This is a genomic window from Pseudomonas sp. GW822-FHT03F04, from assembly GCF_058801405.1.
Genome location: NZ_JBXANF010000016.1, coordinates 53,285 through 79,402, shown reverse-complemented (window position 1 = coordinate 79,402; position 26,118 = coordinate 53,285). Strand labels below are relative to the sequence as shown.

Sequence of the window (26,118 nt, the reverse complement as noted above, 5' to 3'; positions counted from 1 at the left end):
CTGACCTACGCTTTGAACAAGGCGAAACATATTTGCCGGGTAACCCCGGAACAATCGCCACGATGCGCAATCATTAGAGCGTGGATATCAAAAGGAGATGCGCATGCTCATCAGGTCATTGACCCTGACACTCTTGCTGGCGATTGCCGGCCCCCTGTTCGCCGGCGACAACGATTCCCCGCTGGACGTCGACAAAGGCAACTACCGTCCCTTGATCGTGATCGCCAGCAGCACGGTCGACCCCGTCTGGGTCGGCCTGAAAAAGTCGCTGGAAGATCCGGCCAACAAGCAAGGCATCGCCGACCGAAAGCTCAAGGTCTACACCATCCTCAACATGTTCGGCCAACTCGACGGCAAGGACCTCGGCCAGCAGGACACCATGGGGCTGTTGCGCTCGTTGAAGCTGGGTGCCGGGGCTTATCCGAAAATTTTTCTGGTGGGCAAGGACGGCGAGACCAAGCTTGCCGTTTCGGGTGATGAGGCCAAGTCAGTCGATTTGAAAAAAGTCTTCGACACCATCGATGCACTGCCAGCCGCCGAGAAAGAGCTTGCCGCGCCGCCTCCACCACCGGTGGCTGCTGAAGCGGCACCGACCAAAGGGACGAAGGGCGGCAAACCGGCGAAACCCGCGAAGCCGGCCAAACCTGCGGAAATGCCGGATGACTGATGGCGTGATCGTGGAATGAGCTGAAACAAAAATGGGCGACCTTCTCAGGTCGCCCATTTTTTATGGCGTGATTACCGGGTCAACTCACCCAGAATCTTGTGCGCAATCTTCACCCGCTCTCCATTCGGATAATTACGGTTCGCCAGAATCACGATCCCGACTTTCTTCGACGGCACGAACGCGACATACGCACCGAAGCCACCGGTGGCGCCGGTCTTGTTGAGCAGCACGTTCGCCGGTTCCGGCTGTGGCGGGTTGAGCCATTTGACCTTGTGCGCTTCCATCGCCATCGGCGTGGAGTTGCCGTCCAGCAGGCGCTCGAGGCTGATCGGGTAGGCGTAGCGTTCCCAGCCCAGGCCCTGGGTCATGTCGCCGACGGTGTAGTAGCCGGTGTGGGTGAGGGCGATGGCTTTTTGCAGCGGTGTTTCGAGTTTGGCGGTGTCGAGGTTGGCTTCGACGAATTGCAGCAGGTCCGCAGCGCTGGTTTTCACGCCGTAGGCTTCGGAATCCAGTGCGCCGGGGCTGACTCGCACCGGTTGGTTGTTCTTGTCATAGCCCTGGGCGTAGAGCTTCTCTTCAGACGCGGGCACCGACAGGAAGGTGTGCTTGAGCCCGAGTTTCGGCAGCAGGGTTTCGGTCATGATCTGATCGAACGGCTGGCCGAGGCTTTTTGCGGCCAGATAACCGAACAGGCCGATGCTCGGGTTGGAATACAGGCGATGGCTGCCGGCCGGAAAGGTCGGTTTCCACTGTTGGTAATAGCCGAGCATCTTGTCGGAAGAGTCCGCGGCGTCCGGGAATTGCAGTGGCAGGCCACCGGCGCTGTAGGTGCCCAGTTGCAGCAGGCTGATACGGTCGAACGCGCTGCCTTTCAGCTCGGGCCAGTGCTGGCTGGCCTTGTCGGAAAACGCCAGTTTGCCGCTGGCCTGGGCGTAGGCGCCGAGGGTTGCGGTGAAGGTTTTGCTTACAGAACCGATTTCGAACAGGGTGTTTTCACTTACCGCTTGCCCGGTGCTTTTGTCGGCAACACCGTAGTTAAAGTAATGCGCCTTGCCATCGACGGTCACGGCTACAGCCAGACCCGCGATGTCCTGTTGCTGCATGACCGGTGTCACGGTGGCCTTGACCAGCGCCTGCAACTGATCGTCGGTTTGCGGGGCGGCCAGGCAGGTGGCGGCGCTGAAGAAAAGTCCGAAAGCGCACAGGGACTTGAGTTTGTTCAGGTTGATCGAAAACATGCTTGAACCACTCTCCATGAGTGTTGATGGTGTTATCCCGCTACACTGCGAGCGTTTTCCGTCGGGCCGGCTGATCGGCGCCGCCAAATCTAGGCAGTCCGGTGTCTTTCGACAAACGATGAAAACTCGGATGAGCCATTAGAAAAATTTGGGACTTGGCATGATTCGACCTCAATTGCCCTTGAATGCATTACGCGCCTTTGAAGCTTCTGCTCGTCATTTGAGCTTCACTCGCGCTGCCGTTGAGCTGTGCGTGACTCAAGCCGCGGTCAGCCATCAGGTCAAAAGCCTGGAGGCGCAACTCGGCGTGATCCTCTTCAAACGCCTGCCCCGTGGGCTGATGCTGACCGGCGAGGGCGAAACTTTGCTGCCGGTGCTGACCACGTCGTTCGATCATATCGCGCAGATGCTCGAGCGTCTGGCAGGTGGGCAATATCGGGAAATGCTGACGGTCGGCGCGGTGGGCACTTTCGCCGTGGGCTGGTTGTTGCCGAGGCTGGCGGACTTCCAGGCGAAACATCCGCTCATAGATTTGCGACTGTCGACCAACAACAATCGGGTGGACGTCGCCGCTGAAGGGCTGGATTACGCGATCCGGTTTGGCGCGGGGGCGTGGCACGGTATCGAGGCGACCCGTTTGCTGGAGGCGCCGTTGTCGGTGCTTTGCGTGCCGGAAATCGCCCGGCAAATGCACACGCCGGGGGATCTTCTGCAGCAGCGTTTGCTGCGTTCCTATCGCACCGATGAGTGGCCGGAATGGTTTCATGCAGCCGGTCTGGCGACCCATGCCGCGCCGCCCCAGAGCATCGTGTTCGACTCGTCGCTGGCGATGATGGAAGCGGCGTTGCAGGGTGGCGGAGTGGCGTTGGCGCCGCCGTTGATGTTTGCCCGGCAACTGGCGGCGGACCTGATCCGCCAACCCTTTGCCATCGAAATCACCACCGGCAGCTATTGGCTGACGCGGTTGCAGTCACGGCCGGAGACGTCGGCGATGGCGGCATTCAAGCACTGGTTGCTGGAGGCTGCGCAGGTTTAACGCACCAGGCACGGCTTCTTGTTATCGAACGTCCAGCCCGGAATCAGAAATTGCATCGCCACGCTGTCATCCCGCGCACCCAGCCCCATGCCTTTATAGCGTTCGTGGGCCTTGGCCACCTGATCCATGTCCAGTTCCACGCCCAGCCCCGGCTTCTTCGGCACCTGCACGCAGCCGTCGACGATTTGCAGCGGCGCCTTGGTCAGGCGCTGGCCGTCCTGCCAGATCCAGTGGGTGTCGATGGCGGTGATGTCGCCCGGCGCGGCGGCCGCGACGTGGGTGAACATCGCCAGGGAAATGTCGAAGTGGTTGTTGGAGTGCGAGCCCCAGGTCAGGCCCCATTCATGACACATCTGCGCCACCCGCACCGAACCCTGCATGGTCCAGAAATGCGGGTCGGCCAGCGGGATATCGACTGACTGCAACTGAATCGCGTGACCCATTTCGCGCCAGTCGGTGGCGATCATGTTGGTGGCGGTTTTCAGGCCGGTGGCGCGGCGGAATTCGGCCATCACTTCACGGCCCGAATAACCGTTTTCCGCACCGCACGGATCTTCGGCATAGGCCAGCACATGATGCTGGTCACGGCACAAACGGATGGCTTCTTTCAATGACCACGCGCCGTTCGGATCAAGAGTGATGCGTGCGTCGGGGAAGCGTTCGGCCAGTGCGGTCACCGCTTCGATTTCGGCGTCGCCGCTGAGCACGCCACCCTTGAGCTTGAAGTCCTTGAAGCCGTAACGCGCATGGGCCGCCTCCGCCAGACGCACCACCGCGTCGGCAGTCATGGCTTTCTCGTGACGCACGCGGAACCAGTCGTTGTCGGCGTCCGGTTCGCTGCGGTAGGCGAGGTCGGTTTCCCGGCGATCCCCCACGTAGAACAGGTAGCCAAGCATCTTCACTTCATCACGCTGCTGGCCTTCGCCGAGCAATGCCGCCACCGGCACGTCGAGGTGCTGGCCGAGCAGGTCGAGCAGGGCGGCTTCCAGCCCGGTGACCGCGTGAATGGTGATACGCAGGTCGAAGGTTTGCAGGCCGCGGCCGCCGGCATCGCGGTCGGCGAAGGTCTGGCGCACCTGGTTGAGGATCTTCTGATAAGTACCGATCGGGCTGCCGACCACCAGGCTGCGGGCGTCTTCGAGGGTCTGGCGAATGCGTTCGCCGCCGGGCACTTCACCGACGCCGGTGTGGCCGGCGTTGTCCTTGAGGATGACGATGTTGCGGGTGAAAAACGGCCCGTGGGCGCCGCTCAGGTTGAGCAGCATGCCGTCGTGGCCGGCCACCGGGATGACTTGCATCTCGGTGATGATCGGGGCTTTGGCGATGTCGTGTGCGGTCATTTGGCGTTGTCCTTTCAAGCGTGTTTCGGCGCGGCATCGGCCACGGCGACGTCAGGTGCGGATTTGGGTGTCATGCGGGCGGCGAACACGATGATCGCGGCGATGATCGAGGTCGCGGCCAGGCCATAGAGGCCGCCCTGGATCGAACCGGTGTGTTGTTCCAGCAGGCCGAAAGTGGTCGGGGCGACGAAGCCGCCGAGGTTGCCCACCGAGTTGATCAGCGCGATCACGGCAGCGGCGATCCGCGCATCGAGATAGGCCTGCGGGATCGGCCAGAACAGCGACGACGCGGATTTGAAACCCAGTGCGGCAAAGCAGATCGCGACGAAGGCGAAGATCGGCCCGCCAGTGGTGGACATGAACATCCCCGCGGCGGCGATCAACAGCGCCGTGGCTACCCACGCCTGCTGGTGTTTCCACTTCGCCGAGAACGAGGCGAACGCATACATGCCAATGATCGACAGCAGCCATGGAATCGAGTTGAACAGGCCGACCTGGAAGTCGCTCATCTCGCCCATCTTCTTGATGATGCTCGGCAGCCAGAACGTCGCGGCGTAGATCGTCAGTTGAATGAAGAAGTAGATCAGGCAGAACAGGATGATCTGGCGATCCTTGAGCAATTTGCTCAGCGACGGCTTGATCGGGGTCGCGGCTTCGCGTGCCTTCTGTTCATCGTCGATGGCTTTGACCAGTGCGTCCTGCTCGGCGCGGGTCAGCCATTTCGCGTCGTGGGGTTTGGCGTCGAGCCAGAACCAGACGAATACGCACAGGCCGACCGAGAACATGCCTTCAATGAAATACATCCATTGCCAGCCGTGCAGGCCGAGTCCTTCGATCTGCAACAGCAGGCCGGACAACGGGCCGGAAATCAGCGAGGCGACGGCCGAACCGCTGAGGAAAATCGCAATCGCCTTGCCGCGCTCGGCCCCCGGTAACCAACGAGTGAAGTAGTAGATCACCCCGGGAAAGAACCCGGCCTCGGCCACGCCGAGCAGAAATCGCAGGATGTAGAAGTGGGTTTCGTTCTGGATGAACGCCATGCCGGCGGCCACCAGACCCCAGGTGAACATGATGCGGGTCAGCCAGATTCGCGCGCCGACCTTTTGCAGCAGCATGTTTGAGGGGACTTCGAACAGCGCGTAACCGATGAAGAACAGGCCCGCACCGAAGCCATAGGCAGCGGCGCCGATACCGAGGTCATGTTCCATGTGAGTGCGGACGAAGCCGATGTTCACCCGGTCAATGTAATTGACGATGAACATGATCACGAACAGAGGCAGGACGTGGCGTTTGACTTTGGCAATGGCGGAGGACAGCACCGAATCGGCGCCCTCGTTCATCCCGGCAATGGATGATTTCACTTGGTTTTCTCCCACTCGTTATTTTTATGCGGGGTGTGGCTGGATGCTGCGTTGTTGATAGACATCATACAACTAGATTTTTTTGTCCTACAAGCGGGAGTGCTCAATCAAATTTGTCTACGGGGAGCGTTTTTTATGCTTTTTCAGATTTTATGTGCCGTATTTGTTGGGGCTTAGAGAGATTTCATCAAGCGTGATACAGCGTTCTGTCCCAGTGATCGTTGGCTGATTGCCCGGCGAAATGGAAATTTTTCTAGCTAAAATCGATTGTTGTCATACAAGTTGAGGGCCTGAAATCATAGGAGCTCATACAAGTCATCCCCCGCAGTGCTACGATCGGTTTGCCCCGATCACCGGAACCGACCATGCAAGAAGACCTCGACGCTCCCGCCCGTAAACGCGCGCACAACCTGGCCCATGATCTGGTGGAAAAACTCACCCAGAGCATCCTGCTCGGCCAGATGTTGCCCGGTGACAAGTTGCCTTCGGAAAACTCGATCGTTCAGGAACACGGCGTCAGCCGCACCGTGGTGCGCGAGGCGATTTCCAAGTTGCAGGCGTCGGGGCTGGTGGAGACGCGGCACGGCATCGGCACGTTCGTGATCGAGCGCGCACCGGAGCAGGGGCTGCGGCTGAATGTCGACACCGCGCTGGGGGTGCGCAGCATTCTCGAATTGCGCATGGGACTGGAGACGCAAGCGGCGGCACTGGCCGCGCAGCGCCGCACCGAACAGCAACTGGTGCAGATGCGTCAGGCGCTGGACGACTATCAGCGTCTACTGGCCAACAACGATAGTTGCGTCGAGGCCGACCGGCGCTTTCACCTGCTGATTGCCGAAGCCACCGGCAATGTCTGCTTCACCGAGATCATGCAGCACCTGGGCAGTGCGATGATCCCGCGTACCCGGGTCAATGCGGCCGAGCGCGGGGCGGTGGATTTGAGCAAGCTCGGGCAACTGGCGAATCTTGAGCATGAGGCGATCCTCAACGCGATCAAGCGTCAGGATCCGGACGCGGCGCGTGCTGCAATGTGGCTGCACCTGACCAACAGTCGCGACCGGTTTTCGGCGGGCGGCGCATAACGGTGTCGCAACTCAAGTCTCAATGGCCCGCACCGCCGCAGGCCGCTCCAGATTCAACGCCAGCACGCTGATCAACACCACCGCCGATCCCACCAGCACCAACAGCGTCGGTCGCTCACCCAATCCCACCGAGGCAATACCCATCGCGGTCGGCGGAATCAGATACAGCGTCATCGTCGCCCGGCTCAGATCGACATGCTTGAGCACGAACGCCCACGCCAGATAGGCGAGGGCGCTGGGAAACACACCCAGACCGAGCACCGCCCATTGCACCCGCAACGGTGCACGGGCCACGCTGTCGGCCAGCCCCGGCAAGTAGATCAACAGCAACAGCGTGCCGGACCACACCGTGTAGCAAACCAGCGTGAGCCCGTCGTAGCGCCGGGCGTGGTGTTTTTGCAGGGCGAAGTAAACGCTCCACGACACCGCCGCCAGCAGGATCAGCAAACCGTGGGCGTCGATGCTGCCAAGGCCGCGATCGCCGCTGACCACAATCACCACGCCGACGAATCCCAGCAACACACAACCCCAACGCCAGACGCTGACCCGATCCTTGAACAGAAACCGCGCCAGCAGCGTGCTGAACAGCGGCGTCGATTGCGCCAGCACACTCGACGCGCCGGCGCTGACGCTTTGCTGGCCGATGTTCAGCACGACGTGATGCAGGCTGACGGCAAAAAAGCCCAAGGCAGACAACAGCGGCAAATCCTGCAGGCGCGGCAGGTGAATACCCTTGAAACCCGCAATCACCGCCATGAACAACGACGCCAGCAGAAACCGCAGCAACGCCAGATGACCGGGGTCGTAGGCTTGCAGGCCGATGTGAATGCCGGTCGGCGAATAAGCCCAGCAGCCGACGACGAAGGCCATGGCCAACAGGATTTTCAAAGGCGAAGTGGAAGGCATGAGCGAGGCACCAAGAGGGTTGATGCGTCGAGTATCCGGGCGGCCAATTATTCGCCACAACTGACTTATACTGCGTCAACCATTCACTATGAGTGACGAGTTATGGAGCTGGCGCAGATCCGCATGTTCAAGACCGTGGCCGAGGTCGGCAGCATCGCCAAAGCGGCTGAAAAGCTGTTTTGCGTGCCGTCGAATATCACGGCGCGGATCAAATCCCTGGAAGCGGAACTGGGGGTGGCGTTGTTTCTGCGCGAAGGGCGCGGGCTGCGGATCAGTCCTGCCGGGCAGACCTTTCTCGTTTATGCAGAGAAGATTCTGGCGCTGACAGCTGAAGCCAAAAGGGCGGTCGATCCTGCCGCCGAGCCTTCGGGGCCGCTGCGCATCGGCGCCATTGAATCTTCGGCAACCGGGCGACTGCCGCGTCTGCTGGCGAAATTTCACAAACGCTTTCCGAACGTGGCACTGGAGTTGACCACCGGCACCTGGGGGCAGCTGCTCGACGATACCGCCAGCCATCGTCTGGACGGCGCCATCGTCGCGGTGGATGTCGAGCGCTCCCAGCTCAAACGCACCCCGATGTATCGCGAAGAATTGCTGCTGATCGCATCGACCTCATTCGGGCCGGTGCGCGACCTCGATGATTTGCAGGACAAGACCGTGTTCATGTGGCCGCAAGGCTGTCCGTATCGCGCCGCGCTGGAGCACTGGCTGTTGCGTCAGGGCCTGGCGTTGCCGATTGTCAGCCTGGCCAGTTACGGGGCGATTGTCGGTTGCGTGAGTGCTGGCGCTGGCGTGGCGCTGGTGCCCAAGGGTGTGTTCGAGCAATACGCCAAAGGCGCAGGGTGTGCGGGTTACGAATTCCCGGAACTGACGGCCATCGACAACTTGTTCTACTGGCATGAAAACGCCGGGGTGCACCCGGCGCGTGAGGCGTTTGTGGCGATGTTGCGCGAGGAGTTTGTCTGAGCTGGATCAGGCTCCGGTCACGTCGCGCATCAACAAGCCGAAGCGCAAATCCACGGCATCCGGAATCGGCAGGTACACCGTGTGCCCATCCCCCGGTGCCACGTCGATGGCGTCGCCCTTGAGGCTCTGCAATTCATGCAGATCAAAATGGAAGTTGCCCTTGGGTGTCATCAGTTCCAGATGATCGCCCAGTGCAAAGCGGTTCTTCACTTTCACCTCGGCTAACCGCTCCCGGCGTTCGCCGGTCAGTTCACCTACAAACTGCTGACGTTCCGACACCGAGCTGCCGTTCTGGTAGTTCTGATATTCGTCATGCACATGACGGCGCAGGAAACCTTCGGTGTAGCCGCGCTGGGCGAGGGATTCCAGGTCGGTCATCAGGCTGCGGTCGAATTCGCGGCCGGCGACTGCATCGTCGATGGCGCGGCGATAGACCTGGGTGGTGCGTGCGCAATAGAAGTGCGATTTGGTCCGGCCTTCGATCTTCAGTGAGTGCACGCCCATGCGGGTCAGGCGCTCGACGTGCTGCACGGCTCGCAGGTCTTTGGCGTTCATGATGTAGGTGCCGTGCTCGTCTTCGAATGCCGGCATCAGTTCGCCGGGGCGATTGGCTTCCTGCAACAGGAACACCTGATCGGTGGGGGCGCCGAGGCCGAGGGTCGGTTGCGGTTCGAAGGTCTGCACGATCTCGCCGAGCTGGTTTTCGCTGGCTTCCTGCGCCGAATATTTCCAGCGGCAGGCGTTGGTGCAGGTGCCCTGATTGGCGTCACGCTTGTTCATGTAGCCCGAGAGCAGGCAGCGGCCGGAGTAGGCCATGCACAGTGCGCCGTGGACGAACACTTCCAGCTCCATGGCCGGCACCTGTTCGCGGATTTCGCCGATCTCTTCCAGCGACAGCTCCCGCGACAGGATGATCCGGCTCAGCCCCTGTTGCTGCCAGAACTCGACACTCGCCCAGTTCACCGTGTTGGCCTGCACCGACAAGTGAATCGGCATCTGCGGAAAGTGCCGGCGCACCAGCATGATCAGGCCGGGGTCGGACATGATCAGAGCGTCCGGCGCCATCTCGATCACCGGGGCCAGATCCTTGAGGAAGGTCTTGAGTTTGGCGTTGTGCGGCGCGATGTTGACCACCACATAGAAACGCTTGCCCTGGGCCTGGGCTTCGCGAATCCCGAGGGCGAGGTTGGCGTGGTCGAACTCGTTGTTGCGCACCCGCAGGCTGTAGCGCGGCTGGCCGGCGTAGACCGCATCGGCGCCGTAGGCGAAGGCGTAGCGCATGTTTTTCAGGGTGCCGGCGGGGGCGAGCAGTTCCGGGGTGAAGGAGGGCGTCATGGCGGTGTCGGTCGCAAAAGCGCGGGAGGGTAAACGAGGTGCGGCGAGGGTTTGTTGATCTGGGTCTATGTTTTATGAACGGGGAGGGAATAGCGCAGGTCGCTCTGGCACATGATTCGATCAATGCTTTTCATGATGCCCGGGTCTCTTTTCGATTGTCTGGCGATGATGTCCAGTCCGAGTGCAATGCCCTCTTTCCCCTGAAGCGTTGCGGAGGCGAATTGATTCTGAAAGAAATTAATGGCCAGGAAGGGGTTGTAGCATCGGGCTATTAGATCACCCAGGTGCCAACATAGATCAGTTTCAGTGTACTGATGATAGTTTGTAGATATCGTATGCAGAAGCGCTGTTTTCTGGGTGTCTGAAATAATATCCATGTCGGTGTGTATTTTGACTATGAATATATGCATTCCAGGTTTGTTGAACAAATCTTGCGCAGAGAGTAGGTGGATGATGAAATCCAGGCATTCATCCGAAAAGTATTCATGGGCCAGAGTGATGTTCTCATAAATGTCGGCTTGCGCTGCAATGAGCTTGCGTGCTCCTTTACCGGTCGCTGCATGGAGTGCAGTCTTTATTCTCTGCAAAACGTTCATCAGTTTGTAAATAAGAGCATGGCAGGTTTATCAAGTGGCGAGTTGTTGTTATAAAATGCCGATGTTCATGCAGGTGTGAGTGGGTTTGTTAAGATCTTGTTGGAGGTCAGAGGTGTAGTTATTCATCTGTTTCGGCCATTTTCTATGCTTTATGTTATACACGGCGACATCGTGTACACGTTCGTCAATGTCGTAACATAACCTTGTCAAGGTCTCGTGTGAAGTCTTTTGGTTGGCTGCAACGGCAATTCTAACCAAAGCGTCTTCATCGGCAGGCAGTAAATCAAAAACGTCGGTTCCAGATCGTCGTTTTCATGCGCCCCACCATTTTTTCTTCAGTTATGTACTTTCGGCCGGAGAAATAGTTGTAAGCCTCGATGATAGAGTATGAATTCAACCCCGGCCGTCTAGCTGATTGGAAAAAATTAAAGACGCAAAATATACCCGTCTTTCTTGCGGTTTAACTGCGTGTTTACTTTAACTTCTCAAGTGTGTCTCAATCCATTTTGCAAGGTTTGGTCGGTTTATACGCTTCGCCATGTTCACCAGATATTGTGATTCATCTTCACTCAAAGTTAATCCATGCATCCGAAGCGTCTCAAGACCTTCAATAGCATGTTTCTCTTCTCCTATGTGGTAAACCGCTTGTCGTGCCGGGGTCAGGCCGTTATCTGCGACAGAATAAATACTCGCCCCACTGTCAATCAATCGTTTTGCACGTTCAATCGGGCCGATTTTCAAAAGTGACGAAAGCACTGTAATTCCGTTGTCGTCAGGGGTGTCAATAATGTTTTTGTTTTTATACCAGCTCAACACCCATTCGAATACATGGTCATCACTTTCCGATGAGGTTCGATGAAGAAGATTTCCCCCTCCCAAACAACTTTTTTGTAAGAAATTGACTCCGTTTTCCTCAAGGAAGTCCAGTGTTTCAGTGTTGTCAGCCACATAGAACAATAAGGGTATGTCGTCATACAGCTCGCCATTTTTTATATGCGGCAGTAAACGCTCCATCCCGCTCTTATCACCGTGAGCGAACAATTCGCCGGCTTCATACAGATCCACTAAAAGTTCATCATCGATCATCGATTGCTACCTACAGGAATGTATGCAACTCCTGGTGGAGTTTCAACGTGTCTATTTGCAAGGCCTTCAGCTTTATCAATGATTGGCTTTGCCTTGATGCCAAGGCATTGGCAACTGCATTCATTATCTGAATAGTCTTTCAATGAGTTCTTTACCCCTCTCTGGAGATCTCGAATTTCCTTGTAATGTCCTCCGGGTACAGTAATCCCATGTTTATGAGTATGACCACCTTTGGCATCTTCGTCTGGATCATATTTACGGAACTCGTTGTGAAGAAGTTCTGATTTTGTCTGTATTTTTGCTAGCTTCGCATAGCAGGCGGCCTTCTTGGGCGTTAGTCCTGACGGATCAACCCACCCTACCGGGTTAGGAGCATATTGATATAGGTTGATGCCACCTACGAATCCAATAGGATCCTTCGAAATAAACCGCCCAACCCCCGGATCATAGTAGCGGTGCCGGTTGTAATGCAGCCCCGTCTCATGATCGTGGTACTGACCCTGGAACCTGATCGGGTTCGTCAGTCCTTGCTGTTGTGCTGACGTCGAGCGCTGTTCGCGTATTTCACCCCACGCTTTGTATTGCGCATTCCACGCGGTATTGCCTTGCTGGTCGGTCAGTTCCTGCGGAGTGCCAAGGTGATCACATTGATACCAGGCCAGCATCTCGAAGGGTAGAGCGGCCGGTTTGTGATTCCACAAAGGGTCGTCATCGAGGCTGTAGCTGTCGCTGTAGTCGGGTTGACCACTCAGGTGAATCGGTTGATGCCGCAGTGCCTGTGCCCCCATCGAGACCTGATCGATCTGGATCTATGCTCCATGAACAAAGATGGCACTCGCGCGGGCATGGGCTGACTAAGTTGGGCGGGTGCGCGTGGCGCCTGACTGACATGGACCGGACATGAACCAAAAGAGTCTGCAATTCAAATCCCTCACCGTGCTGCTGTTTCTGGTGACCATCGCCTTCATCTGGATCCTGCTGCCGTTCTACGGCGCGGTGTTCTGGGCGGTGATCCTCGGCATTCTGTTTGCGCCGATGCAGCGCCGGTTGCAGCAGAAATTCGGCTGGCAACGCAACCTGACGTCACTGTGCACCCTGAGTGTCTGCCTGGTGATCGCGATCCTGCCGGTGATCGTCATCAGCGTCTTGCTGGTGCAGGAAGGGGCGGTGCTCTACGACAACATCGAAAGCGGCAAGCTCGACATCGGCGCGTATCTGGCGCAGTTCAAGCACAGCCTGCCGCCGTACTTTCAGCACCTGCTCGACCGTTTTGGCGTGGGTGAACTCAATGCCTTGCGCGAGAAAATCGTCAAGGCTGCGATGCAGGGCAGTCAGGTGCTGGCGACCCAGGCGTTCAGTTTCGGCCAGGGCACGTTCGATTTCGTGGTGAGTTTTTTCATCATGTTGTACTTGCTGTTCTTCTTTCTGCGCGATGGCGCCGAACTGGCGCGTAAAGTGCGCACGGCGGTGCCGCTGGAGGAGCATCACAAGCGTCGGCTGCAACTGAAGTTCAACCGGGTGGTGCGCGCCACGGTCAAAGGCAACCTGCTGGTGGCCATTACTCAGGGCGCATTGGGCGGGGCGATTTTCTGGTTTCTCGATATTCCCAGCGCGTTGCTCTGGGCGGTGTTGATGGCGTTTCTATCGCTGTTGCCAGCGGTGGGTGCGGGGATTGTCTGGGCGCCGGTGGCGGTTTATTTCCTGCTCAGCGGGATGATCTGGCAGGGCGTGGTGCTGGGGTTGTTCGGGATATTCGTGATCGGCCTGGTGGACAACGTGCTGCGTCCGGTGCTGGTCGGCAAGGACACCCGCATGCCCGACTATATGATTTTGATTTCGACGCTGGGCGGGATGGCCGTGTTCGGCCTCAATGGTTTCGTGATCGGGCCTTTGATCGCTGCATTGTTCATGTCGAGTTGGGCGCTGTTCATCGAAACCAGGCCGAAGGTGCAGCTGCCTTAAGCCTTGAACGGACCGTTGATCAGCCGTTGCGACAATGCCTGGGCGGCTGGCAGTGAAGTGAGCGGGCCGCTGACCGGCTCGCCGTCGCGCACCAGATACCAGCAGGCGAGCAGTCCCATTTCTCTGAGCGATGCGGGAACCGCGCTGCCGATAACGGACATGATTTGAACCTGAGCCATGAGAAGTACCTCCATCAATCTATGGAGCTACCTTAAGGACTCGTCCGTTTCAGGGACAATCAACGCTTTCGATAGTGGACATTGATGCCAGTGAGGACTGGCTCAATCCACCACTTGATCGAGCATGTGCACGATCTCGTGCTCATTGAGCAAGCCCTTGCGCACCAGGTTTTCCGCCAGCAGCGACACAAACTTCGCCGTGCGATGGCCTTCCAGGTGCTTGAGCTCGGTCAGTGCGTTGTACACCTTGCTCGAGGTGCATAAACCGACGATGCGGTGCGGATTCTGTGTAGGCATTCAAGTCGTCCTTGTTGTTATCAACCTGTTGTATGCGGACGGATTCAGATTGCGGTTCCGTCATGACAAATAGATGACCGTTTTGTGTTTTGCCCCCGACGGTCGAGTCCATCATGCCGACTTTAACGGTTCAAACTGTCCCCACAGCGACCTTGGCGAGATTTTTTCAGACTTTGTCCGACAGACGGTGCCCTTTATCCAGGGCAAGAAAAAGCCCCGCTAAACAGCGGGGCTTTGTGTTTTGGCTACCAGCGCGGGCCGCCGTAGTAGTGCGGACGACCGTAATAGCCGTGCGGAGGGCCGTAATACACCGGCGCTGGTTGCACGTAGACCGGTTGCTGTACGTAAACCGGGGCCGGCTGGTAGTAGACCGGTGGTGGCGGTTGTTGCACGTACACCGGTGCCGGTTGAGCGTAAACAGGCTGTTGAACATACACCGGACGATCCTGGTTGATGAGCGCCGAGCCGATGATGGCCGAGCCGACGATCGCACCAAATACCGCCGGGCCCTGCCAGCCACCGCCATGGGCTTCTGCCTGACCTGTGATAGCGCATGCACCGATCAACAAGGCCACGATGGGGAGTTTACGAATCATGATAAATCCTCGGTTCTTCGACCCGGCGTCGAGGCCTGCAACAGGCTCGGGATGGCGCGGGGATACTTCTAAGACAGCAACATTTGGAAAAACAGCACGGCGGCTGGGTAAATTTTGTGTAAGGTCTGTACCGGTTTGCTTACCGGGTTTCATGCAACGGCTGTGATGCCCGGAACAGACCGCCTTATGATCGTTCAGAAGCCGATGGTCTGGCTAATCCCGTCCATCCGAAAGTGCATTAGAAGGAGACTCCCATGCAGATGAACCCCAACAAAGACACCCAACTGTGTATGTCCCTGTCTGGGCGTCCCGGGAATTTCGGTCTGCGTTTTCATAACCATTTGTACGAGCAACTGGGCCTGAATTTCTACTACAAGGCCTTCAGCAGCCAGGATCTGCCGGGGGCCGTCGGTGGGATTCGTGCGCTGGGGATTCGTGGTTGCGGGGTGTCGATGCCGTTCAAGGAAGCGAGCATTGCGCTGGTCGATGAGCTGGATGCGTCGGCGGCAGCGATCCAGTCGATCAACACCATCGTCAACACCAACGGCCATCTCAAGGCCTACAACACCGATTACATCGCCATCGCCCAATTGCTGGAAACCCACGCGGTGCCGAAGGACTCGACCTTCGCCCTGCGCGGCAGCGGCGGCATGGCCAAAGCGGTGGCCAGCGCCTTGCGCGATGGCGGTTACAAGAATGGTTTGATCGTGGCCCGCAACGAGCGCGCCGGCCGTGCGTTGGCCGATTCCCTGGGCTATCGCTGGCAGGCGGAACTGGGCGACGAACGCCCGCAGATGTTGATCAACGTCACCCCGGTGGGGATGGACGGCGGCCCGGAAGCGAGTCAGCTTTCTTTTGATGTGGATGTGATCAAGTCTGCCGAGACTGTGTTCGATGTGGTGGCGATCCCCTCGGAAACCCCGCTGATCGTGCGTGGCCGCGCCGAAGGTAAAAAAGTGATCACCGGGCTGGAAGTGATCGCGATTCAGGCGCTGGAGCAGTTCGTGCTGTACACCGGCGTGCGGCCGACGGGCGAGCAGTTCGATGCAGCGGTGGCGTTTGCCCGTAGTTGATGGATCCTGAGCATCGGCAAATCCGTCCGGACTTGCCGATGCCTATACTGTCGGATCAGCAAGCACAGACTTGCCCATCACAAGAACCGAGGTTTGCATGCACCCGCCGATTCTCAACCTGAATGACGTCGAACTCGAACCACTCCCCGAAGGCTTGGCCCCCGAAGGCGAAACGGCCGGGCGTTATCAACAACGGTTCGCCCGGGTCGGCCAGCAATTGGGCTCCCAGAAACTTGGTTATCGCCTGTATGCGCTGCCACCGGGCATGCGTGGCAGCCCGTTTCACAGCCATCGGGTCAATGAGGAAATGTTTTACGTGGTGGCCGGGGAAGGGGAGGTGCGCCTCGGTGCCGAGCGTTTCCCGATCCGCGCCGGCGACGTGATCGCCTGCCCGCCGGGTGGTCCGGAAGCCGCGCATCAGATCATCAACACCAGCTGCGAAGAACTGCGCTATCTGGCGGTCAGCACTCAGCAGCAACCGGAAATCTGCGAGTACCCGGATTCGAACAAATACGCGGTGATGGATAATTTCAGCGTCGATGCCGAAGGCAATGCCTCGGGCTTCGTGGCGGTGGCGCGGCAGGCGGACGGGGTGGATTACTGGGACGGCGAATAACGCCGCCCCATTGCACTTATTCGAGTCGGGCCAGACGCTCTTCCAGCGCTGCAATCCGCGCTTCCAGTTCTTCGATGCGTTCGACTGAAACACCGCTGGCCGCGCCGCGATCACTCGGGTTCTGCCGCGCGGCGATAATCGCCTCGATGTCCGCCGGATCACCCAGTGCGTGGGTGTAACGATCTTCGCGCTGGCCGGCCTGACGTGGAATCAGCACGGCCAGATCCCGAGCGATCAGGCGTTCCAGCTGATGTACCACTTGTTCGGCGTCTTCGAATTCATGCATGCGACCGCTGCGGGTCAGCAGTTCGTTGACGGTCTGCGGGCCGCGCAGGAACATCAGCCCGGTCAGAATCATCTGTGCAGGCACCAGCTCCAGCGCCTTGTCGACCTTGTGCTCCCAGCGGTCGGCGCGACTGCCCATCACCAGCTTGGCGAAACCGCGACCTTCGAGGGCGCGCAGACTCTGGCCGACCTGGCCCTGGGTCAGGTTCATCACCGGTTCCCGGCTGGTTTTCTGATTGCAGGCCAGCACGAGGGCGTTGAGGGTCAGCGGATAGGTTTCCGGGCTGGTGGCCTGTTTCTCGATCAGCGAACCCAGAATGCGGATTTCCGTGGCGTTGAGCCGTGGTTCGTTGGCGTTGGTTTCAAGTTCTGTGGTCATCGCGCGTTCCCTCTGCAGTCGAAGGCGCCTAGCCTAATCCTTGCTGGATAAAAGACAAGCCGCGTGGCGCGCGAGCATGGCTATAATCGCCCCACGATTCACCCAGCCACCACGTGAGACTGCCATGACCATTTCCCTGTACGCCGCATCCGTCCCGGTTTTCCAACAAATGCTCAACGCCCTGAGCGATGTGCTGAAAAAGGCCGAGGCCCACGCCACCGAGAAAAACATCGACCCGAACGCCTTCCTGCAGGCGCGTCTGTACCCGGACATGTTCCCGCTGGTGCGTCAGGTGCAGATCGCCGTGGACTTCGCCAAAGGCGTTTCCTCACGTCTGGCCGAAGTCGAGATTCCGAAATACGACGACACCGAAACCACCTTCGCCGACCTGCAAGCGCTGATCGCCAAGGTTCTGGCCTTCATCGGCGAGATCAAGCCTGAGCAGATCAATGGCAAGGAAGGCATCGAAATCGTTACCCGTCCGGGCACGCCGAAAGAGAAGCGCTTCTCCGGCCAGGCTTACCTGCTGAGCTACGGTCTGCCGCAGTTCTTCTTCCACGTCACCACCACCTACGCACTGCTGCGTCACAACGGTGTGGAAGTGGGCAAACGCGATTACATGGGCGCGTTCTAAACCGCCCAGCAACGAAAAAGCCCGCCAAGGTGCAAACCTTGGCGGGCTTTTTATTGCGCTCGGTTTTTACGCCGGACGCTGGGTTTTCTGCTCTTCGCCCAGGCAAGCGGCGGCGGTGAACAGCACGTCGGTGGAGGAGTTGAGCGCCGTCTCGGCCGAATCCTGCAACACGCCGATGATGAAACCGACTGCGACCACTTGCATGGCAATCTCGCTCGGGATGCCGAACAGGCTGCACGCCAGCGGAATCAGCAGCAGCGAACCACCGGCCACACCCGATGCTCCGCACGCGCAGATCGCCGCGACGACGCTGAGCAGGATGGCGGTCGGGATGTCCACGGCGATGCCTAGCGTGTGCACGGCCGCGAGGGTCAGCACGGTGATGGTGATCGACGCGCCGGCCATGTTGATGGTGGCGCCGAGCGGAATCGACACCGAGTAGGTGTCTTCGTGCAGGCCCAGACGCTTGCTCAGTTCCAGGTTGACCGGAATGTTCGCTGCTGAGCTGCGGGTGAAGAACGCGGTGATGCCGCTTTCACGCAGGCATTTCAGCGTCAGCGGGTACGGGTTGCGACGCAGCTTCCAGAACACGATCAGTGGGTTCATCACCAGTGCGACGAACAGCATGCAGCCGAGCAGCACCGCCAGCAGATGCGCGTAACCGACCAGTGCACCAAAACCCGAAGTGGCCAGGGTCGACGCCACCAGGCCGAAAATCCCCAGCGGCGCGAAGCGGATGACCACGCGCACGATCAGGGTCACGCCGTTGGACAGGTCGCTGACCACTTCCCGGGTGGTGTCGCCCGCATGGCGGATGGCTACGCCCATGCCGATGGCCCAGGCCAGAATGCCGATGAAGTTGGCGTTCATCAGCGCGGTGATCGGGTTTTCCACCACGCTCAGCAGCAGGCTTTGCAGCACTTCACCGATGCCGCCCGGCGCGCTCACGGCGATGTTGTCGGTGGACAGCACCAGATGCGACGGGAACATTGTGCTGGCGATTACCGCGACCACGGCAGCGGCGAAAGTGCCCAGCAGATAAAGGAACAGAATCGGCCGGATGTGGGTTTCCTGGCCGTGCTTGTGGTTGGCGATCGAGGCCATGACCAGCACGAACACCAGGATCGGCGCCACGGCTTTCAGCGCGGATACGAACACCTTGCCGATGAATGCGGTGCCTTTGGCCGCATCCGGCGCGAGCAGCGCCAGGGCGATGCCGGCAATCAGGCCGATCAGGATCTGTGTGACCAGGCTGAGGCTTTTAAGGCGTTGCAATAGAGAAGGGGATGAAGCGGTCATAACGGCATCTCTGCTTTTTTATAGGGTGCAAGGTTGCGTGATCCGGGCGATGAATCGGGGGCAGGCCACAGACACGAACCGAAAGGAATGACGCGACAGCCACGCCGTTAAACGGGCGGCTGAACAGGGTGTACGTTTTGCAGGGCGCGGACTTTATCACAGGGTCGTCCGGATCCTTCAGACCTGTGACGATCTGCCACCGGATTGTTCGGCAACTTAGACAGGTTTGTGCAAGTCACTCTGGAAACACTCTGTTAAGATTGCGCATCCTTATTTTCAAGTTCTGCCGGCGGGCCTTCGGGTCAGCGCTGGTGTCGTCGTTTTGCTGGAGTTCCCCATGCTGTTGCCCATCCTTCTGTTGTCTGCCGCCGGGTTCACGGTGCTGACCACGGAGTTCGTCATCGTCGGCCTGTTGCCGGCGATTGCCCGCGACCTGGCCGTCACCATCCCGCAAGCCGGGTTGCTGGTGACTCTATTCGCTTTCACCGTGGCCATGTTCGGCCCATTCTTGACGGCATATTTCGCCCGTTTCGAACGGCGCAAACTGTTCATCACCATCCTGATCATGTTCGGCCTGGCCAATACCGTGGCGGCATTGGCACCGAACATCTGGGTCATGGCCATTGCCCGACTGATTCCGGCGCTGGGGCTGCCGGTGTTCTGGGCGCTGGCCAGTGAAACCGCCGTGGATATCGTCGGCCCGGACTTCGCCGGTCGTGCCATCGCCAAGATCGGCTTCGGCATCGTCTGCGCCACGGTATTCGGCATTCCGGTCGGCACGCTGATTTCCGATGCATTCGGCTGGCGCAGTGCGTTCGGCATTCTGGCGGTGATCGCGTTTGCCAAGGCGTTGCTGTTGTTTGTCTATCTGCCGAAAACCAGCCTGCACCAGCATCAGGTCAGTTTCGCTTCACAGTTCAAGATCCTGCGCAGCCCGCTGATGCTTGGCCATGTGCTGCTGTCGATCCTGGTGTTCAGCGGCATGTTCACCGCTTACACCTATCTGGCGGACATTCTTGAACGCCTGGCCGGCTTCAATGGCACCGTGGTCGGCTGGTGCCTGATGGGCTTTGGCGCGGTCGGTCTGATTGGCAACTCGCTGGGTGGACGCGCGGTGGATCGTCATCCGCTGATGGCGTCGGTGATGTTCTGCGCGTTCATGATTCCCGGGATGGTGGCGTTGGTGCCGAACATCAATTCGTCGCTGGGTCTGGCAGCGGCGATGGGCATCTGGGGCGTGACGCAGGCGGCGCTGTTCCTGGTCAGTCACGTGCGCTTGATGAAAGCCGCACCTGAAGCGCCGGCCTTTGCGGCGTCGCTGAACATTGCCGGGGCCAACCTCGGGATTGGTCTGGGCGCGATCATTGGCGGTCGGGTAATCGACAGCGCTGGCCTCGGCTTCGTGGGTTTCGCCGCAGCCGGGTTCATTCTGCTGTCGATTTTCCTCGCCATGGTGCTGATGGTGCTCAAGCCGCGCGACGTCTGCGCGCCGGCTTAAAACTCTGTAAACAGCTCGCGTCGGGCACCTTCGGTAATCGCTTTGATGCCGGGGTGCTTGACCTTGCGTTCCACCGAGATCGCGTAGAACGATTCGCTCACCGCATCGGTCTGGCCGATCAACTCGACGCCGTACTGGCGCTTCACCTCCTCGGCAATCACGCTCGGGCCGATGAAAATCCCGCTGCCGGACTGGCCGAACGCCTGCATCAAGGCGCTGTCATCGAACTCCCCGACAATTCTTGGCTGAATCTGCTGCTCGGCGAACCAGCGCTGCAAACGGCTGCGCACTACGGTTTCTGCGCCGGGGATCAACAGCGGCGCACCATGCAGGCTGCGTGGGAAATCCTGACCGTACTGCGCCGCCAGTTCGGCGGTGGCGAAGAAGCTGATCCCGCATTCCCCGAGTTTCTGGCTGTAGCCCTTGATGTCCAGGTGCGACGGCATCGGGCTGTCGGAGATCACCAGATCCAGGCGCTGTATCGCCAGATCCGCCAGTAATCGCTCGAGTTTGTCCTCGCGGCAGGTGATGCGTAGCGGTTCGCTCAGTTCCATGGTGGGCGCGATCAGGCGATAGACGATGGATTTGGGCACGACGTCCGCCACGCCAACCCGAAACAGGATCTGTTGTTCATTGGGCTGGGCGCGCAGCATCAGTTCCAGTTCGCCACCGAGCTGAAACATCTGTTCGGCATAGGGCAGGGCCTGGCGCCCGGCTTCGGTGAGCTCCAATTGCCGGCCGACCCGTTGAAACAATTCGATGCCGTAGGTCTGTTCGAGCAGGGAAATCTGTCCGCTGATGGTTTGTGGCGTCAGGTTCAGTTGCTCGCACGCGCGCACGATACTGCCGGTCTTGGCGACCACCCAGAAGTAGTGCAGTTGTCGGTAATTGAGCATGGCGATCCGTCCATGAAATACAGTTCGTATAAATCGAAGTATAGCCGCTAAAAATACGAATTTTCCTGAAGTGTTTGTCTCCCTAGAATGCCCAGCCATCGACGAGTGGTCTGTGACCCTGTCTGTTCATTGGAAGGAAACCTCATGAAATACACGATCCCGGCACTGATGTTTACGTCTTTACTGCTTATGGCGGGTTGCGACCAGGCTGAAAAAAGCGCCCAGCAGTTGATGGGCAAGGCGGCCGAGAGCGCCAAGCAGGCGATCGACGACACGCACAAAGCCGCTGAACAAGCGCTCAGCGAGGCCACTGGCGGCCTGGTCGAGAAAAAAGAAGACCCGGAAAAAGACGCGGAAAAATCCGAATCTTCCTCCAAGACCATCTAAATCGTCTTACAAGAGTCAGGACTGACCCATGGAATATCTGTTAGAACTCGCTTCCAGCCCGACCGCCTGGATTGCCTTGGCCACACTGGTGGTGATGGAAATCGTGCTGGGCATCGATAACCTGATCTTCATCTCGATCCTGACCAACAAACTGCCCGAGCAGTACCGGCAGAAGGCCCGTCGCCTGGGCATCGGCATGGCGCTGATCATGCGTCTGGCCTTGCTGAGCACCATCGCGTTCATCGTTCAGTTGACCGCGCCGGTCATCGAGATCCTCGGCCAGGCGTTCTCCTGGAAGGACATGATCCTGATCGCCGGTGGCCTGTTCCTGGTGTGGAAAGCGACGACCGAGATCCATCACAGCATGGACCCGGCGCCGGAAGATCCGAAGTCCGCGACGTCGACAGTGACCCTGGGCTTTGCTGCCGCCATCGGGCAGATTCTGATGCTGGACATGGTGTTCTCGATCGACAGCATCATTACCGCGGTCGGCATGACCGAACACTTGCCGATCATGGTGATCGCGGTGGTGGTTTCGGTGCTGGTGATGCTGTTTGCGGCTGATCCGCTGGCCAAGTTCATCAACGACAACCCGACGGTGGTGATGTTGGCCCTGGGCTTCCTGATCATGATCGGCATGACGCTGATCGCCGAAGGCTTCGGCGCCCACGTACCGAAAGGTTATGTGTATGCCGCCATGGCGTTCTCGGCTTCGATTGAAGTGCTGAACATGATGTCGCGCCGCGCCAAACAGAAGAAACTGACTGCCGAAGCGTAATCGCTGAAAAACCAAAGGCCGCCTGAACTCGCGAGAGTCCAGGCGGCCTTTTTGTTTGAGTCGGTTGCAGGAGGTCAGTGCGCGGTGGCGTGACGGGTGCTGTGTTTCTCGACTTTCTTGATCGGTGCGGGTTGTGCAGGGTGGTGATGGTGGCGCCGGGAAATCCGCAGCACGCCCCACAGCATGGCGGCGGCGACGGCCAGCCAGCCGGCAATCAGCATTACGATGGTCATGGTCAGGCTCATCTGTGCCTCCTCTTTGCCCTGCGTCGGGCGCTCGCTCTTTTGCGCTTGTCTGGATGACAGTCTAGTCGCTGGCGTGTTTCAGGCTATTGACCAAAGGTCGGTGGTGACCAATCACTTCGCTCTATGCAGGCGATGCATCTGCCCCTTTGGGCTATACCGCAGCGTTACGCCGTCCTATGATCCTCGACCAAGCCGGAACACGATGACCGGTAACTGATCAAGAGAGTGACGATGGTGCAGCTATTTTCCCGGATTCGCATGGCGTTGCTGGTAGCCGGTTGCGTGACAGCATTGGTGGGTTGTGCGGGCAGTGTGACACCCGAGGTCCAGCGCCTGCCGGAGCGCGTCGAGCTCAGTGGCACCTTCTATCGTGGCGAAGCCAATCAGAGCGGGCCGCAGGTGCTGGCCAGTCTGCTGTCGCAACAGGGCGTCATGATCACGCCGGGCCTGTTGGAAAAACCGCTGCATTTGCCGGGCGCCGAAGACAAGTTGCAGCAGAATATGCAGAACCTGGCCCGCGAGTACGGCATGGTGGTCTATCGGTTGGACAGCCAGTTGCCCGCGCTGCTGACCCAGGTGGCGGCCGGTTATCCGGTGATGGTGCGCTTCAGCGAGGGTTCGGCGTTCTGGGCCGAGCCGCGTTACGCGATCCTCTCTGGCTACGACCGCAAAAAGCAGAAGGTGCTGCTGCGCGCCGGGATGAACCGCCGCGAACTGATGAGTTTCAGCTCTTTTGAGTCGGCGCTCGAGAAGTCGGGTGGCTGGGCAGTATTGATTCAGAAGCCTTCGCAGATCCCCGCAGCGGTCGATCGCCAGCGTTGGTTGAAGGCGGCTGATGAACTGGCACAGGCCGGTCAGGAGCGCGAGGCGGCACAGGCCCGCAAGGCGCTGGAAGAGAAATGAGGTTCCGTCCGTCTTCTGACGGGCACGATGGCGCGGGGCTAAGCTCTTAAAGGTAACGCCCGATTTTTCGGGTGATGACCCGAATGAGAGGTGCGTATGAGTACCGATTCGAGCTTCGACGACCATAAACCGGACAGTGTGCCGACGACGCCGGAACCGGACGTTGATCCGGTGCTGGACCCGGACAGCCCGCTGCGTGATCCGCTGGCTCGTCCCGCCGTCGTGACGCCGGAGCATCGGCGCGATCCAAGCGCTGGTGACGGCATTCCCGATGATGACCAGATGCCTTTGCCCAACGACTGAACCGGCAGACGAAAAAAAGCCCCGAATGTTCGGGGCTTTTTCTTGTGTCGCGGATTACTTGGAGGCTTCGACGACGCCGCTGTGGCGACCCTTGAGGTTCTTCTCGGCCTTGTATTGCTGAGCCACCGCCGGAACGTTAGTGCTCCTGCCGGTTTCCATCCAGCTGCGGATGCGGCTCGCATCGGCAAAGTGGGTGTACTTGCCGAAGGCGTCGAGAATGACCAGGGCGACCGGACGGTTGCTCATCTTCGTCACAAGCACCAGGCAGTGGCCGGCCGGATTGGTGAAGCCGGTTTTGGTGATCTTGATGTCCCAGTCGGCTTTGTTGACCAAGTGGTCGGTGTTGCGGAAACCCAGGGTGTAGTTGGGTTTGCGGAACGACACGGTTTTTTCCTTGGTGGTGGTGAGCTCGCTGAGGATCGGATGTTTTTGCGCGGCCATCAGCAACTTGCTCAGATCGCGGGCGGTGGAAACGTTGCGTTCCGACAGGCCGGTCGGCTCGACGAAGTGGGTGCTGGTCATGCCCAGCGCCTTGGCCTTGGCGTTCATCGCCGCGATGAATGCCACATAGCCGCCCGGATAGTGGTGCGCCAGGCTGGCCGCCGCGCGGTTTTCCGAGGACATCAGGGCAATCAGCAGCATCTCTCGGCGCGGCAATTCGCTACGCAGTTTGACCCGGGAAAACACGCCTTTCATTTCCGGGGTATGGCTGATGTCGACGTCAATCCATTCGTCCATGTTCTGGTGCGCTTCAACCACGACCAGACCGGTCATCAACTTGCTGACGGAAGCGATCGGCACGATCACGTCCGGATTGCTGGAGTAGATGACTTTATTGGTCTGCAGATCCATCAGCAGGGCGCTGCCAGAGGCGATTTTCAGTTGCGAGGCGTCTCGGGGGGCAGCGGTGGTTTCGGCGGCGTTGACCGTTGGCGTGAGGAGCGTGCCTGAAAATGCAAAAACCAGGCTCAGGATGGACAGACGAATATTCACGCGGGCGAACTCATGAAGGTTGGAAATGCCGTTATTTGTAACGGACTGTGTCGTAAAACGACGCATTCTAGGAGTATGGCTGAAGATCTGTCGATGGTTGTTTGTGGGGCATGAAAAAGTCGTGAAAAGCCCTGTGAAAATAGGGGTTTCCGGCGAACGGTAAAGGTTTTTTCGAGGATATGAAAAACCCCGCACGAGGCGGGGTTTCGGGAGTGCGGGAAAAGCGCCTCAGGCGTGCAGGGTTTCTGCCGCGTACAGCGTATTTTCCAGCAGGCAGGCACGGGTCATCGGGCCGACGCCGCCTGGTACTGGAGTGATCCAGCCAGCGCGGGGCAGGGCGGTTTCGTACACGACGTCACCGACCAGTTTGCCGTCGTCCTGACGGTTGATGCCGACGTCGATCACGATCGCGCCTTCCTTGATCCACTCGCCCTTGACCAGGCCCGGCTTGCCGGCAGCCACCACCACCAGATCGGCGCGGCCGACGTGACCGGCCAGGTCCTTGGTGAAGCGGTGGGTCACGGTCACGGTGCAGCCGGCCAGCAGCAGCTCCATGGCCATCGGGCGACCGACGATGTTGGAAGCGCCGACAACCACGGCGTCCATCCCGTACAGATCGACACCGGTGCTTTCCAGCAAGGTCATGATGCCTTTCGGGGTGCAGGGGCGCAGCAGCGGAATGCGCTGGGCCAGGCGGCCGACGTTATAAGGATGGAAACCATCGACGTCCTTGTCCGGGCGGATGCGTTCCAGCAGTTTGGAGGCGTCCAGGTGCTCAGGCAGCGGAAGTTGAAGCAGAACGCCGTCGATTGCCGGGTCGTCGTTCAGTCGATCGATCAGATCGGTCAGCGCTTCTTGAGTGGTTTCAGAAGGCAGGTCGTAGGCTTGAGAGAGGAAGCCGACCTCTTCACAGTCTTTACGCTTGTGCGAGACATAAACCTGAGAGGCAGGATCGCTGCCGACCAGGATCACCGCGAGGCCGGGAGTGCGCAAGCCTTGCTCGCGACGTTCGGCTACCCGTTGGGCGATCTGCTGGCGCAGGCTGGCGGCGATTGATTTGCCGTCGATTAGTTGTGCAGTCATTGCGCGTGATTAACCATCGAGAGGGGAAAAAAAGAGAACGCATTCTCGCATGTCAGACGGTGAGGGCAAAGGCGCTTGGTCAGCAAATTCCCCTAAGCC

At 59.0% G+C, this 26,118-nt stretch carries 30 protein-coding genes; 13 read left to right on the top strand and 17 right to left on the bottom strand.

What is annotated here, in order from left to right; all coding sequences use genetic code 11:
• The first annotated feature begins 103 nt into the window (after positions 1–103).
• A complete protein-coding gene (locus AC1RMX_RS28690) occupies positions 104–667 on the top strand; it encodes a DUF4174 domain-containing protein (protein ID WP_096822362.1) in 564 nt (187 codons plus the stop codon).
• Between the two features lie 71 nt (positions 668–738).
• Here AC1RMX_RS28690 and ampC read toward each other — a convergent pair whose 3' ends face one another.
• The gene (gene ampC, locus AC1RMX_RS28685; RefSeq protein WP_493073808.1) at positions 739–1,905 is read right to left on the bottom strand and encodes a class C beta-lactamase; all 1,167 of its coding nucleotides are present in this window, start codon (positions 1,903–1,905) and stop codon (positions 739–741) included.
• Positions 1,906–2,065: 160 nt separating this feature from the next.
• Between ampC and AC1RMX_RS28680 the strand changes: the two genes are divergently transcribed.
• Complete coding sequence (locus tag AC1RMX_RS28680) at positions 2,066–2,941, top strand: LysR family transcriptional regulator (protein ID WP_493073807.1); 876 nt, start codon at positions 2,066–2,068, stop codon at positions 2,939–2,941.
• On the opposite strand, the gene gudD is transcribed toward AC1RMX_RS28680, so the two are convergent.
• Together gudD and AC1RMX_RS28670 are read right to left on the bottom strand one after the other, a co-directional pair.
• Positions 2,938–4,281: a glucarate dehydratase gene (gene gudD, locus AC1RMX_RS28675; RefSeq protein WP_493073806.1), complete on the bottom strand. Its 1,344-nt coding sequence runs from the start codon at positions 4,279–4,281 to the stop codon at positions 2,938–2,940. The two genes, AC1RMX_RS28680 and gudD, sit on opposite strands and share 4 nt — an antisense overlap.
• A 14-nt stretch (positions 4,282–4,295) precedes the next feature.
• Positions 4,296–5,642, bottom strand: a complete 1,347-nt coding sequence (locus tag AC1RMX_RS28670) for an MFS transporter (RefSeq protein ID WP_096822358.1) — start codon at positions 5,640–5,642, stop codon at positions 4,296–4,298.
• 365 nt (positions 5,643–6,007) lie between these two features.
• On the opposite strand from AC1RMX_RS28670, the gene AC1RMX_RS28665 reads away from it, so the two are divergent.
• Positions 6,008–6,724: a FadR/GntR family transcriptional regulator gene (locus AC1RMX_RS28665; protein ID WP_096822357.1), complete on the top strand. Its 717-nt coding sequence runs from the start codon at positions 6,008–6,010 to the stop codon at positions 6,722–6,724.
• A 12-nt stretch (positions 6,725–6,736) separates the two neighbouring features.
• Here AC1RMX_RS28665 and AC1RMX_RS28660 read toward each other — a convergent pair whose 3' ends face one another.
• Positions 6,737–7,630 (bottom strand): DMT family transporter, encoded by an 894-nt coding sequence (locus AC1RMX_RS28660; protein ID WP_096822356.1) that lies wholly within the window; start codon positions 7,628–7,630, stop codon positions 6,737–6,739.
• Positions 7,631–7,732: 102 nt separating this feature from the next.
• Between AC1RMX_RS28660 and AC1RMX_RS28655 the strand changes: the two genes are divergently transcribed.
• Positions 7,733–8,596, top strand: coding sequence for a LysR family transcriptional regulator (locus tag AC1RMX_RS28655; protein WP_493073804.1), 864 nt, complete (start codon positions 7,733–7,735; stop codon positions 8,594–8,596).
• A gap of 6 nt (positions 8,597–8,602) precedes the next feature.
• Here AC1RMX_RS28655 and trhP read toward each other — a convergent pair whose 3' ends face one another.
• The 4 genes from trhP to AC1RMX_RS28635 form a co-directional block, all read right to left on the bottom strand.
• Complete coding sequence (gene trhP, locus AC1RMX_RS28650; protein ID WP_493073803.1) at positions 8,603–9,931, bottom strand: prephenate-dependent tRNA uridine(34) hydroxylase TrhP; 1,329 nt, start codon at positions 9,929–9,931, stop codon at positions 8,603–8,605.
• 65 nt (positions 9,932–9,996) lie between these two features.
• On the bottom strand, positions 9,997–10,527 hold the full coding sequence (locus AC1RMX_RS28645; protein ID WP_493073802.1) for a hypothetical protein: 531 nt from the start codon (positions 10,525–10,527) through the stop codon (positions 9,997–9,999).
• A 477-nt stretch (positions 10,528–11,004) separates the two neighbouring features.
• On the bottom strand, positions 11,005–11,613 hold the full coding sequence (locus tag AC1RMX_RS28640) for an ankyrin repeat domain-containing protein (RefSeq protein WP_493073801.1): 609 nt from the start codon (positions 11,611–11,613) through the stop codon (positions 11,005–11,007).
• Positions 11,610–12,401, bottom strand: a complete 792-nt coding sequence (locus tag AC1RMX_RS28635; RefSeq protein WP_493073799.1) for an RHS repeat domain-containing protein — start codon at positions 12,399–12,401, stop codon at positions 11,610–11,612. Before AC1RMX_RS28635 ends, AC1RMX_RS28640 begins: the two co-directional genes overlap by 4 nt.
• 112 nt (positions 12,402–12,513) lie before the next feature.
• On the opposite strand from AC1RMX_RS28635, the gene AC1RMX_RS28630 reads away from it, so the two are divergent.
• The gene (locus tag AC1RMX_RS28630; RefSeq protein ID WP_493073798.1) at positions 12,514–13,575 is read left to right on the top strand and encodes an AI-2E family transporter; all 1,062 of its coding nucleotides are present in this window, start codon (positions 12,514–12,516) and stop codon (positions 13,573–13,575) included.
• Here AC1RMX_RS28630 and AC1RMX_RS28625 read toward each other — a convergent pair.
• The 3 genes from AC1RMX_RS28625 to AC1RMX_RS28615 form a co-directional block, all read right to left on the bottom strand.
• Entirely contained in the window at positions 13,572–13,754 is a 183-nt protein-coding gene (locus AC1RMX_RS28625; protein ID WP_096822349.1) for a hypothetical protein, read from the bottom strand. The two genes, AC1RMX_RS28630 and AC1RMX_RS28625, sit on opposite strands and share 4 nt — an antisense overlap.
• A 102-nt stretch (positions 13,755–13,856) precedes the next feature.
• The gene (locus AC1RMX_RS28620) at positions 13,857–14,051 is read right to left on the bottom strand and encodes a hypothetical protein (protein WP_085712486.1); all 195 of its coding nucleotides are present in this window, start codon (positions 14,049–14,051) and stop codon (positions 13,857–13,859) included.
• 245 nt (positions 14,052–14,296) lie between these two features.
• Entirely contained in the window at positions 14,297–14,647 is a 351-nt protein-coding gene (locus tag AC1RMX_RS28615; protein WP_096822348.1) for a hypothetical protein, read from the bottom strand.
• Positions 14,648–14,901: 254 nt separating this feature from the next.
• Between AC1RMX_RS28615 and AC1RMX_RS28610 the strand changes: the two genes are divergently transcribed.
• The gene (locus AC1RMX_RS28610) at positions 14,902–15,720 is read left to right on the top strand and encodes a shikimate 5-dehydrogenase (RefSeq protein WP_096822347.1); all 819 of its coding nucleotides are present in this window, start codon (positions 14,902–14,904) and stop codon (positions 15,718–15,720) included.
• A gap of 97 nt (positions 15,721–15,817) precedes the next feature.
• Complete coding sequence (locus tag AC1RMX_RS28605; protein WP_096822346.1) at positions 15,818–16,336, top strand: cupin domain-containing protein; 519 nt, start codon at positions 15,818–15,820, stop codon at positions 16,334–16,336.
• 16 nt (positions 16,337–16,352) lie between these two features.
• Here AC1RMX_RS28605 and AC1RMX_RS28600 read toward each other — a convergent pair whose 3' ends face one another.
• A complete protein-coding gene (locus tag AC1RMX_RS28600; protein ID WP_096822345.1) occupies positions 16,353–17,000 on the bottom strand; it encodes a YceH family protein in 648 nt (215 codons plus the stop codon).
• Between the two features lie 124 nt (positions 17,001–17,124).
• Between AC1RMX_RS28600 and AC1RMX_RS28595 the strand changes: the two genes are divergently transcribed.
• Positions 17,125–17,634 carry a DUF1993 domain-containing protein gene (locus AC1RMX_RS28595; protein ID WP_096822344.1) on the top strand — a complete coding sequence of 170 codons (510 nt, stop codon included), beginning with the start codon at positions 17,125–17,127 and terminating at the stop codon, positions 17,632–17,634.
• Positions 17,635–17,700: 66 nt separating this feature from the next.
• Here the strand turns inward: AC1RMX_RS28595 and sstT are convergent, their stop codons facing one another.
• Positions 17,701–18,933: a serine/threonine transporter SstT gene (gene sstT, locus AC1RMX_RS28590; protein WP_096822343.1), complete on the bottom strand. Its 1,233-nt coding sequence runs from the start codon at positions 18,931–18,933 to the stop codon at positions 17,701–17,703.
• 337 nt (positions 18,934–19,270) lie between these two features.
• Between sstT and AC1RMX_RS28585 the strand changes: the two genes are divergently transcribed.
• Positions 19,271–20,431: an MFS transporter gene (locus tag AC1RMX_RS28585; RefSeq protein WP_096822342.1), complete on the top strand. Its 1,161-nt coding sequence runs from the start codon at positions 19,271–19,273 to the stop codon at positions 20,429–20,431.
• On the opposite strand, the gene nhaR is transcribed toward AC1RMX_RS28585, so the two are convergent.
• On the bottom strand, positions 20,428–21,327 hold the full coding sequence (gene nhaR / locus AC1RMX_RS28580; RefSeq protein ID WP_096822341.1) for a transcriptional activator NhaR: 900 nt from the start codon (positions 21,325–21,327) through the stop codon (positions 20,428–20,430). The genes AC1RMX_RS28585 and nhaR overlap by 4 nt on opposite strands.
• A gap of 144 nt (positions 21,328–21,471) precedes the next feature.
• On the opposite strand from nhaR, the gene AC1RMX_RS28575 reads away from it, so the two are divergent.
• Complete coding sequence (locus AC1RMX_RS28575) at positions 21,472–21,714, top strand: hypothetical protein (protein ID WP_096822340.1); 243 nt, start codon at positions 21,472–21,474, stop codon at positions 21,712–21,714.
• A 28-nt stretch (positions 21,715–21,742) separates the two neighbouring features.
• The gene (locus AC1RMX_RS28570) at positions 21,743–22,492 is read left to right on the top strand and encodes a TerC family protein (RefSeq protein WP_096822339.1); all 750 of its coding nucleotides are present in this window, start codon (positions 21,743–21,745) and stop codon (positions 22,490–22,492) included.
• A gap of 74 nt (positions 22,493–22,566) precedes the next feature.
• Here AC1RMX_RS28570 and AC1RMX_RS28565 read toward each other — a convergent pair whose 3' ends face one another.
• Positions 22,567–22,737: a hypothetical protein gene (locus AC1RMX_RS28565; protein ID WP_176504897.1), complete on the bottom strand. Its 171-nt coding sequence runs from the start codon at positions 22,735–22,737 to the stop codon at positions 22,567–22,569.
• Positions 22,738–22,968: 231 nt separating this feature from the next.
• On the opposite strand from AC1RMX_RS28565, the gene AC1RMX_RS28560 reads away from it, so the two are divergent.
• A complete protein-coding gene (locus AC1RMX_RS28560) occupies positions 22,969–23,640 on the top strand; it encodes a peptidase C39 family protein (protein ID WP_493073796.1) in 672 nt (223 codons plus the stop codon).
• A 96-nt stretch (positions 23,641–23,736) separates the two neighbouring features.
• Positions 23,737–23,943: a hypothetical protein gene (locus AC1RMX_RS28555; protein WP_102621718.1), complete on the top strand. Its 207-nt coding sequence runs from the start codon at positions 23,737–23,739 to the stop codon at positions 23,941–23,943.
• Positions 23,944–23,997: 54 nt separating this feature from the next.
• Here AC1RMX_RS28555 and pbpG read toward each other — a convergent pair whose 3' ends face one another.
• Entirely contained in the window at positions 23,998–24,936 is a 939-nt protein-coding gene (gene pbpG, locus AC1RMX_RS28550; protein ID WP_493073795.1) for a D-alanyl-D-alanine endopeptidase, read from the bottom strand.
• A 228-nt stretch (positions 24,937–25,164) separates the two neighbouring features.
• Positions 25,165–26,019 carry a bifunctional methylenetetrahydrofolate dehydrogenase/methenyltetrahydrofolate cyclohydrolase FolD gene (folD, locus tag AC1RMX_RS28545; RefSeq protein ID WP_085712473.1) on the bottom strand — a complete coding sequence of 285 codons (855 nt, stop codon included), beginning with the start codon at positions 26,017–26,019 and terminating at the stop codon, positions 25,165–25,167.
• Positions 26,020–26,118 lie beyond the last annotated feature (99 nt).

Excerpts from the sequence above, each read along its gene's own strand:
- AC1RMX_RS28690 (WP_096822362.1), top strand. The coding sequence starts at position 104 with ATGCTCATCAGGTCATTGACCCTGACACTCTTGCTGGCGATTGCCGGC.
- ampC (WP_493073808.1), bottom strand. The coding sequence starts at position 1,905 with ATGTTTTCGATCAACCTGAACAAACTCAAGTCCCTGTGCGCTTTCGGA.
- AC1RMX_RS28680 (WP_493073807.1), top strand. The coding sequence starts at position 2,066 with ATGATTCGACCTCAATTGCCCTTGAATGCATTACGCGCCTTTGAAGCT.
- gudD (WP_493073806.1), bottom strand. The coding sequence starts at position 4,281 with ATGACCGCACACGACATCGCCAAAGCCCCGATCATCACCGAGATGCAA.
- AC1RMX_RS28665 (WP_096822357.1), top strand. The coding sequence starts at position 6,008 with ATGCAAGAAGACCTCGACGCTCCCGCCCGTAAACGCGCGCACAACCTG.
- AC1RMX_RS28660 (WP_096822356.1), bottom strand. The coding sequence starts at position 7,630 with ATGCCTTCCACTTCGCCTTTGAAAATCCTGTTGGCCATGGCCTTCGTC.
- AC1RMX_RS28655 (WP_493073804.1), top strand. The coding sequence starts at position 7,733 with ATGGAGCTGGCGCAGATCCGCATGTTCAAGACCGTGGCCGAGGTCGGC.
- trhP (WP_493073803.1), bottom strand. The coding sequence starts at position 9,931 with ATGACGCCCTCCTTCACCCCGGAACTGCTCGCCCCCGCCGGCACCCTG.
- AC1RMX_RS28645 (WP_493073802.1), bottom strand. The coding sequence starts at position 10,527 with ATGAACGTTTTGCAGAGAATAAAGACTGCACTCCATGCAGCGACCGGT.
- AC1RMX_RS28640 (WP_493073801.1), bottom strand. The coding sequence starts at position 11,613 with ATGATCGATGATGAACTTTTAGTGGATCTGTATGAAGCCGGCGAATTG.
- AC1RMX_RS28635 (WP_493073799.1), bottom strand. The coding sequence starts at position 12,401 with ATGGGGGCACAGGCACTGCGGCATCAACCGATTCACCTGAGTGGTCAA.
- AC1RMX_RS28630 (WP_493073798.1), top strand. The coding sequence starts at position 12,514 with ATGAACCAAAAGAGTCTGCAATTCAAATCCCTCACCGTGCTGCTGTTT.
- AC1RMX_RS28625 (WP_096822349.1), bottom strand. The coding sequence starts at position 13,754 with ATGGCTCAGGTTCAAATCATGTCCGTTATCGGCAGCGCGGTTCCCGCA.
- AC1RMX_RS28620 (WP_085712486.1), bottom strand. The coding sequence starts at position 14,051 with ATGCCTACACAGAATCCGCACCGCATCGTCGGTTTATGCACCTCGAGC.
- AC1RMX_RS28615 (WP_096822348.1), bottom strand. The coding sequence starts at position 14,647 with ATGATTCGTAAACTCCCCATCGTGGCCTTGTTGATCGGTGCATGCGCT.
- AC1RMX_RS28610 (WP_096822347.1), top strand. The coding sequence starts at position 14,902 with ATGCAGATGAACCCCAACAAAGACACCCAACTGTGTATGTCCCTGTCT.
- AC1RMX_RS28605 (WP_096822346.1), top strand. The coding sequence starts at position 15,818 with ATGCACCCGCCGATTCTCAACCTGAATGACGTCGAACTCGAACCACTC.
- AC1RMX_RS28600 (WP_096822345.1), bottom strand. The coding sequence starts at position 17,000 with ATGACCACAGAACTTGAAACCAACGCCAACGAACCACGGCTCAACGCC.
- AC1RMX_RS28595 (WP_096822344.1), top strand. The coding sequence starts at position 17,125 with ATGACCATTTCCCTGTACGCCGCATCCGTCCCGGTTTTCCAACAAATG.
- sstT (WP_096822343.1), bottom strand. The coding sequence starts at position 18,933 with ATGACCGCTTCATCCCCTTCTCTATTGCAACGCCTTAAAAGCCTCAGC.
- AC1RMX_RS28585 (WP_096822342.1), top strand. The coding sequence starts at position 19,271 with ATGCTGTTGCCCATCCTTCTGTTGTCTGCCGCCGGGTTCACGGTGCTG.
- nhaR (WP_096822341.1), bottom strand. The coding sequence starts at position 21,327 with ATGCTCAATTACCGACAACTGCACTACTTCTGGGTGGTCGCCAAGACC.
- AC1RMX_RS28575 (WP_096822340.1), top strand. The coding sequence starts at position 21,472 with ATGAAATACACGATCCCGGCACTGATGTTTACGTCTTTACTGCTTATG.
- AC1RMX_RS28570 (WP_096822339.1), top strand. The coding sequence starts at position 21,743 with ATGGAATATCTGTTAGAACTCGCTTCCAGCCCGACCGCCTGGATTGCC.
- AC1RMX_RS28565 (WP_176504897.1), bottom strand. The coding sequence starts at position 22,737 with ATGAGCCTGACCATGACCATCGTAATGCTGATTGCCGGCTGGCTGGCC.
- AC1RMX_RS28560 (WP_493073796.1), top strand. The coding sequence starts at position 22,969 with ATGGTGCAGCTATTTTCCCGGATTCGCATGGCGTTGCTGGTAGCCGGT.
- AC1RMX_RS28555 (WP_102621718.1), top strand. The coding sequence starts at position 23,737 with ATGAGTACCGATTCGAGCTTCGACGACCATAAACCGGACAGTGTGCCG.
- folD (WP_085712473.1), bottom strand. The coding sequence starts at position 26,019 with ATGACTGCACAACTAATCGACGGCAAATCAATCGCCGCCAGCCTGCGC.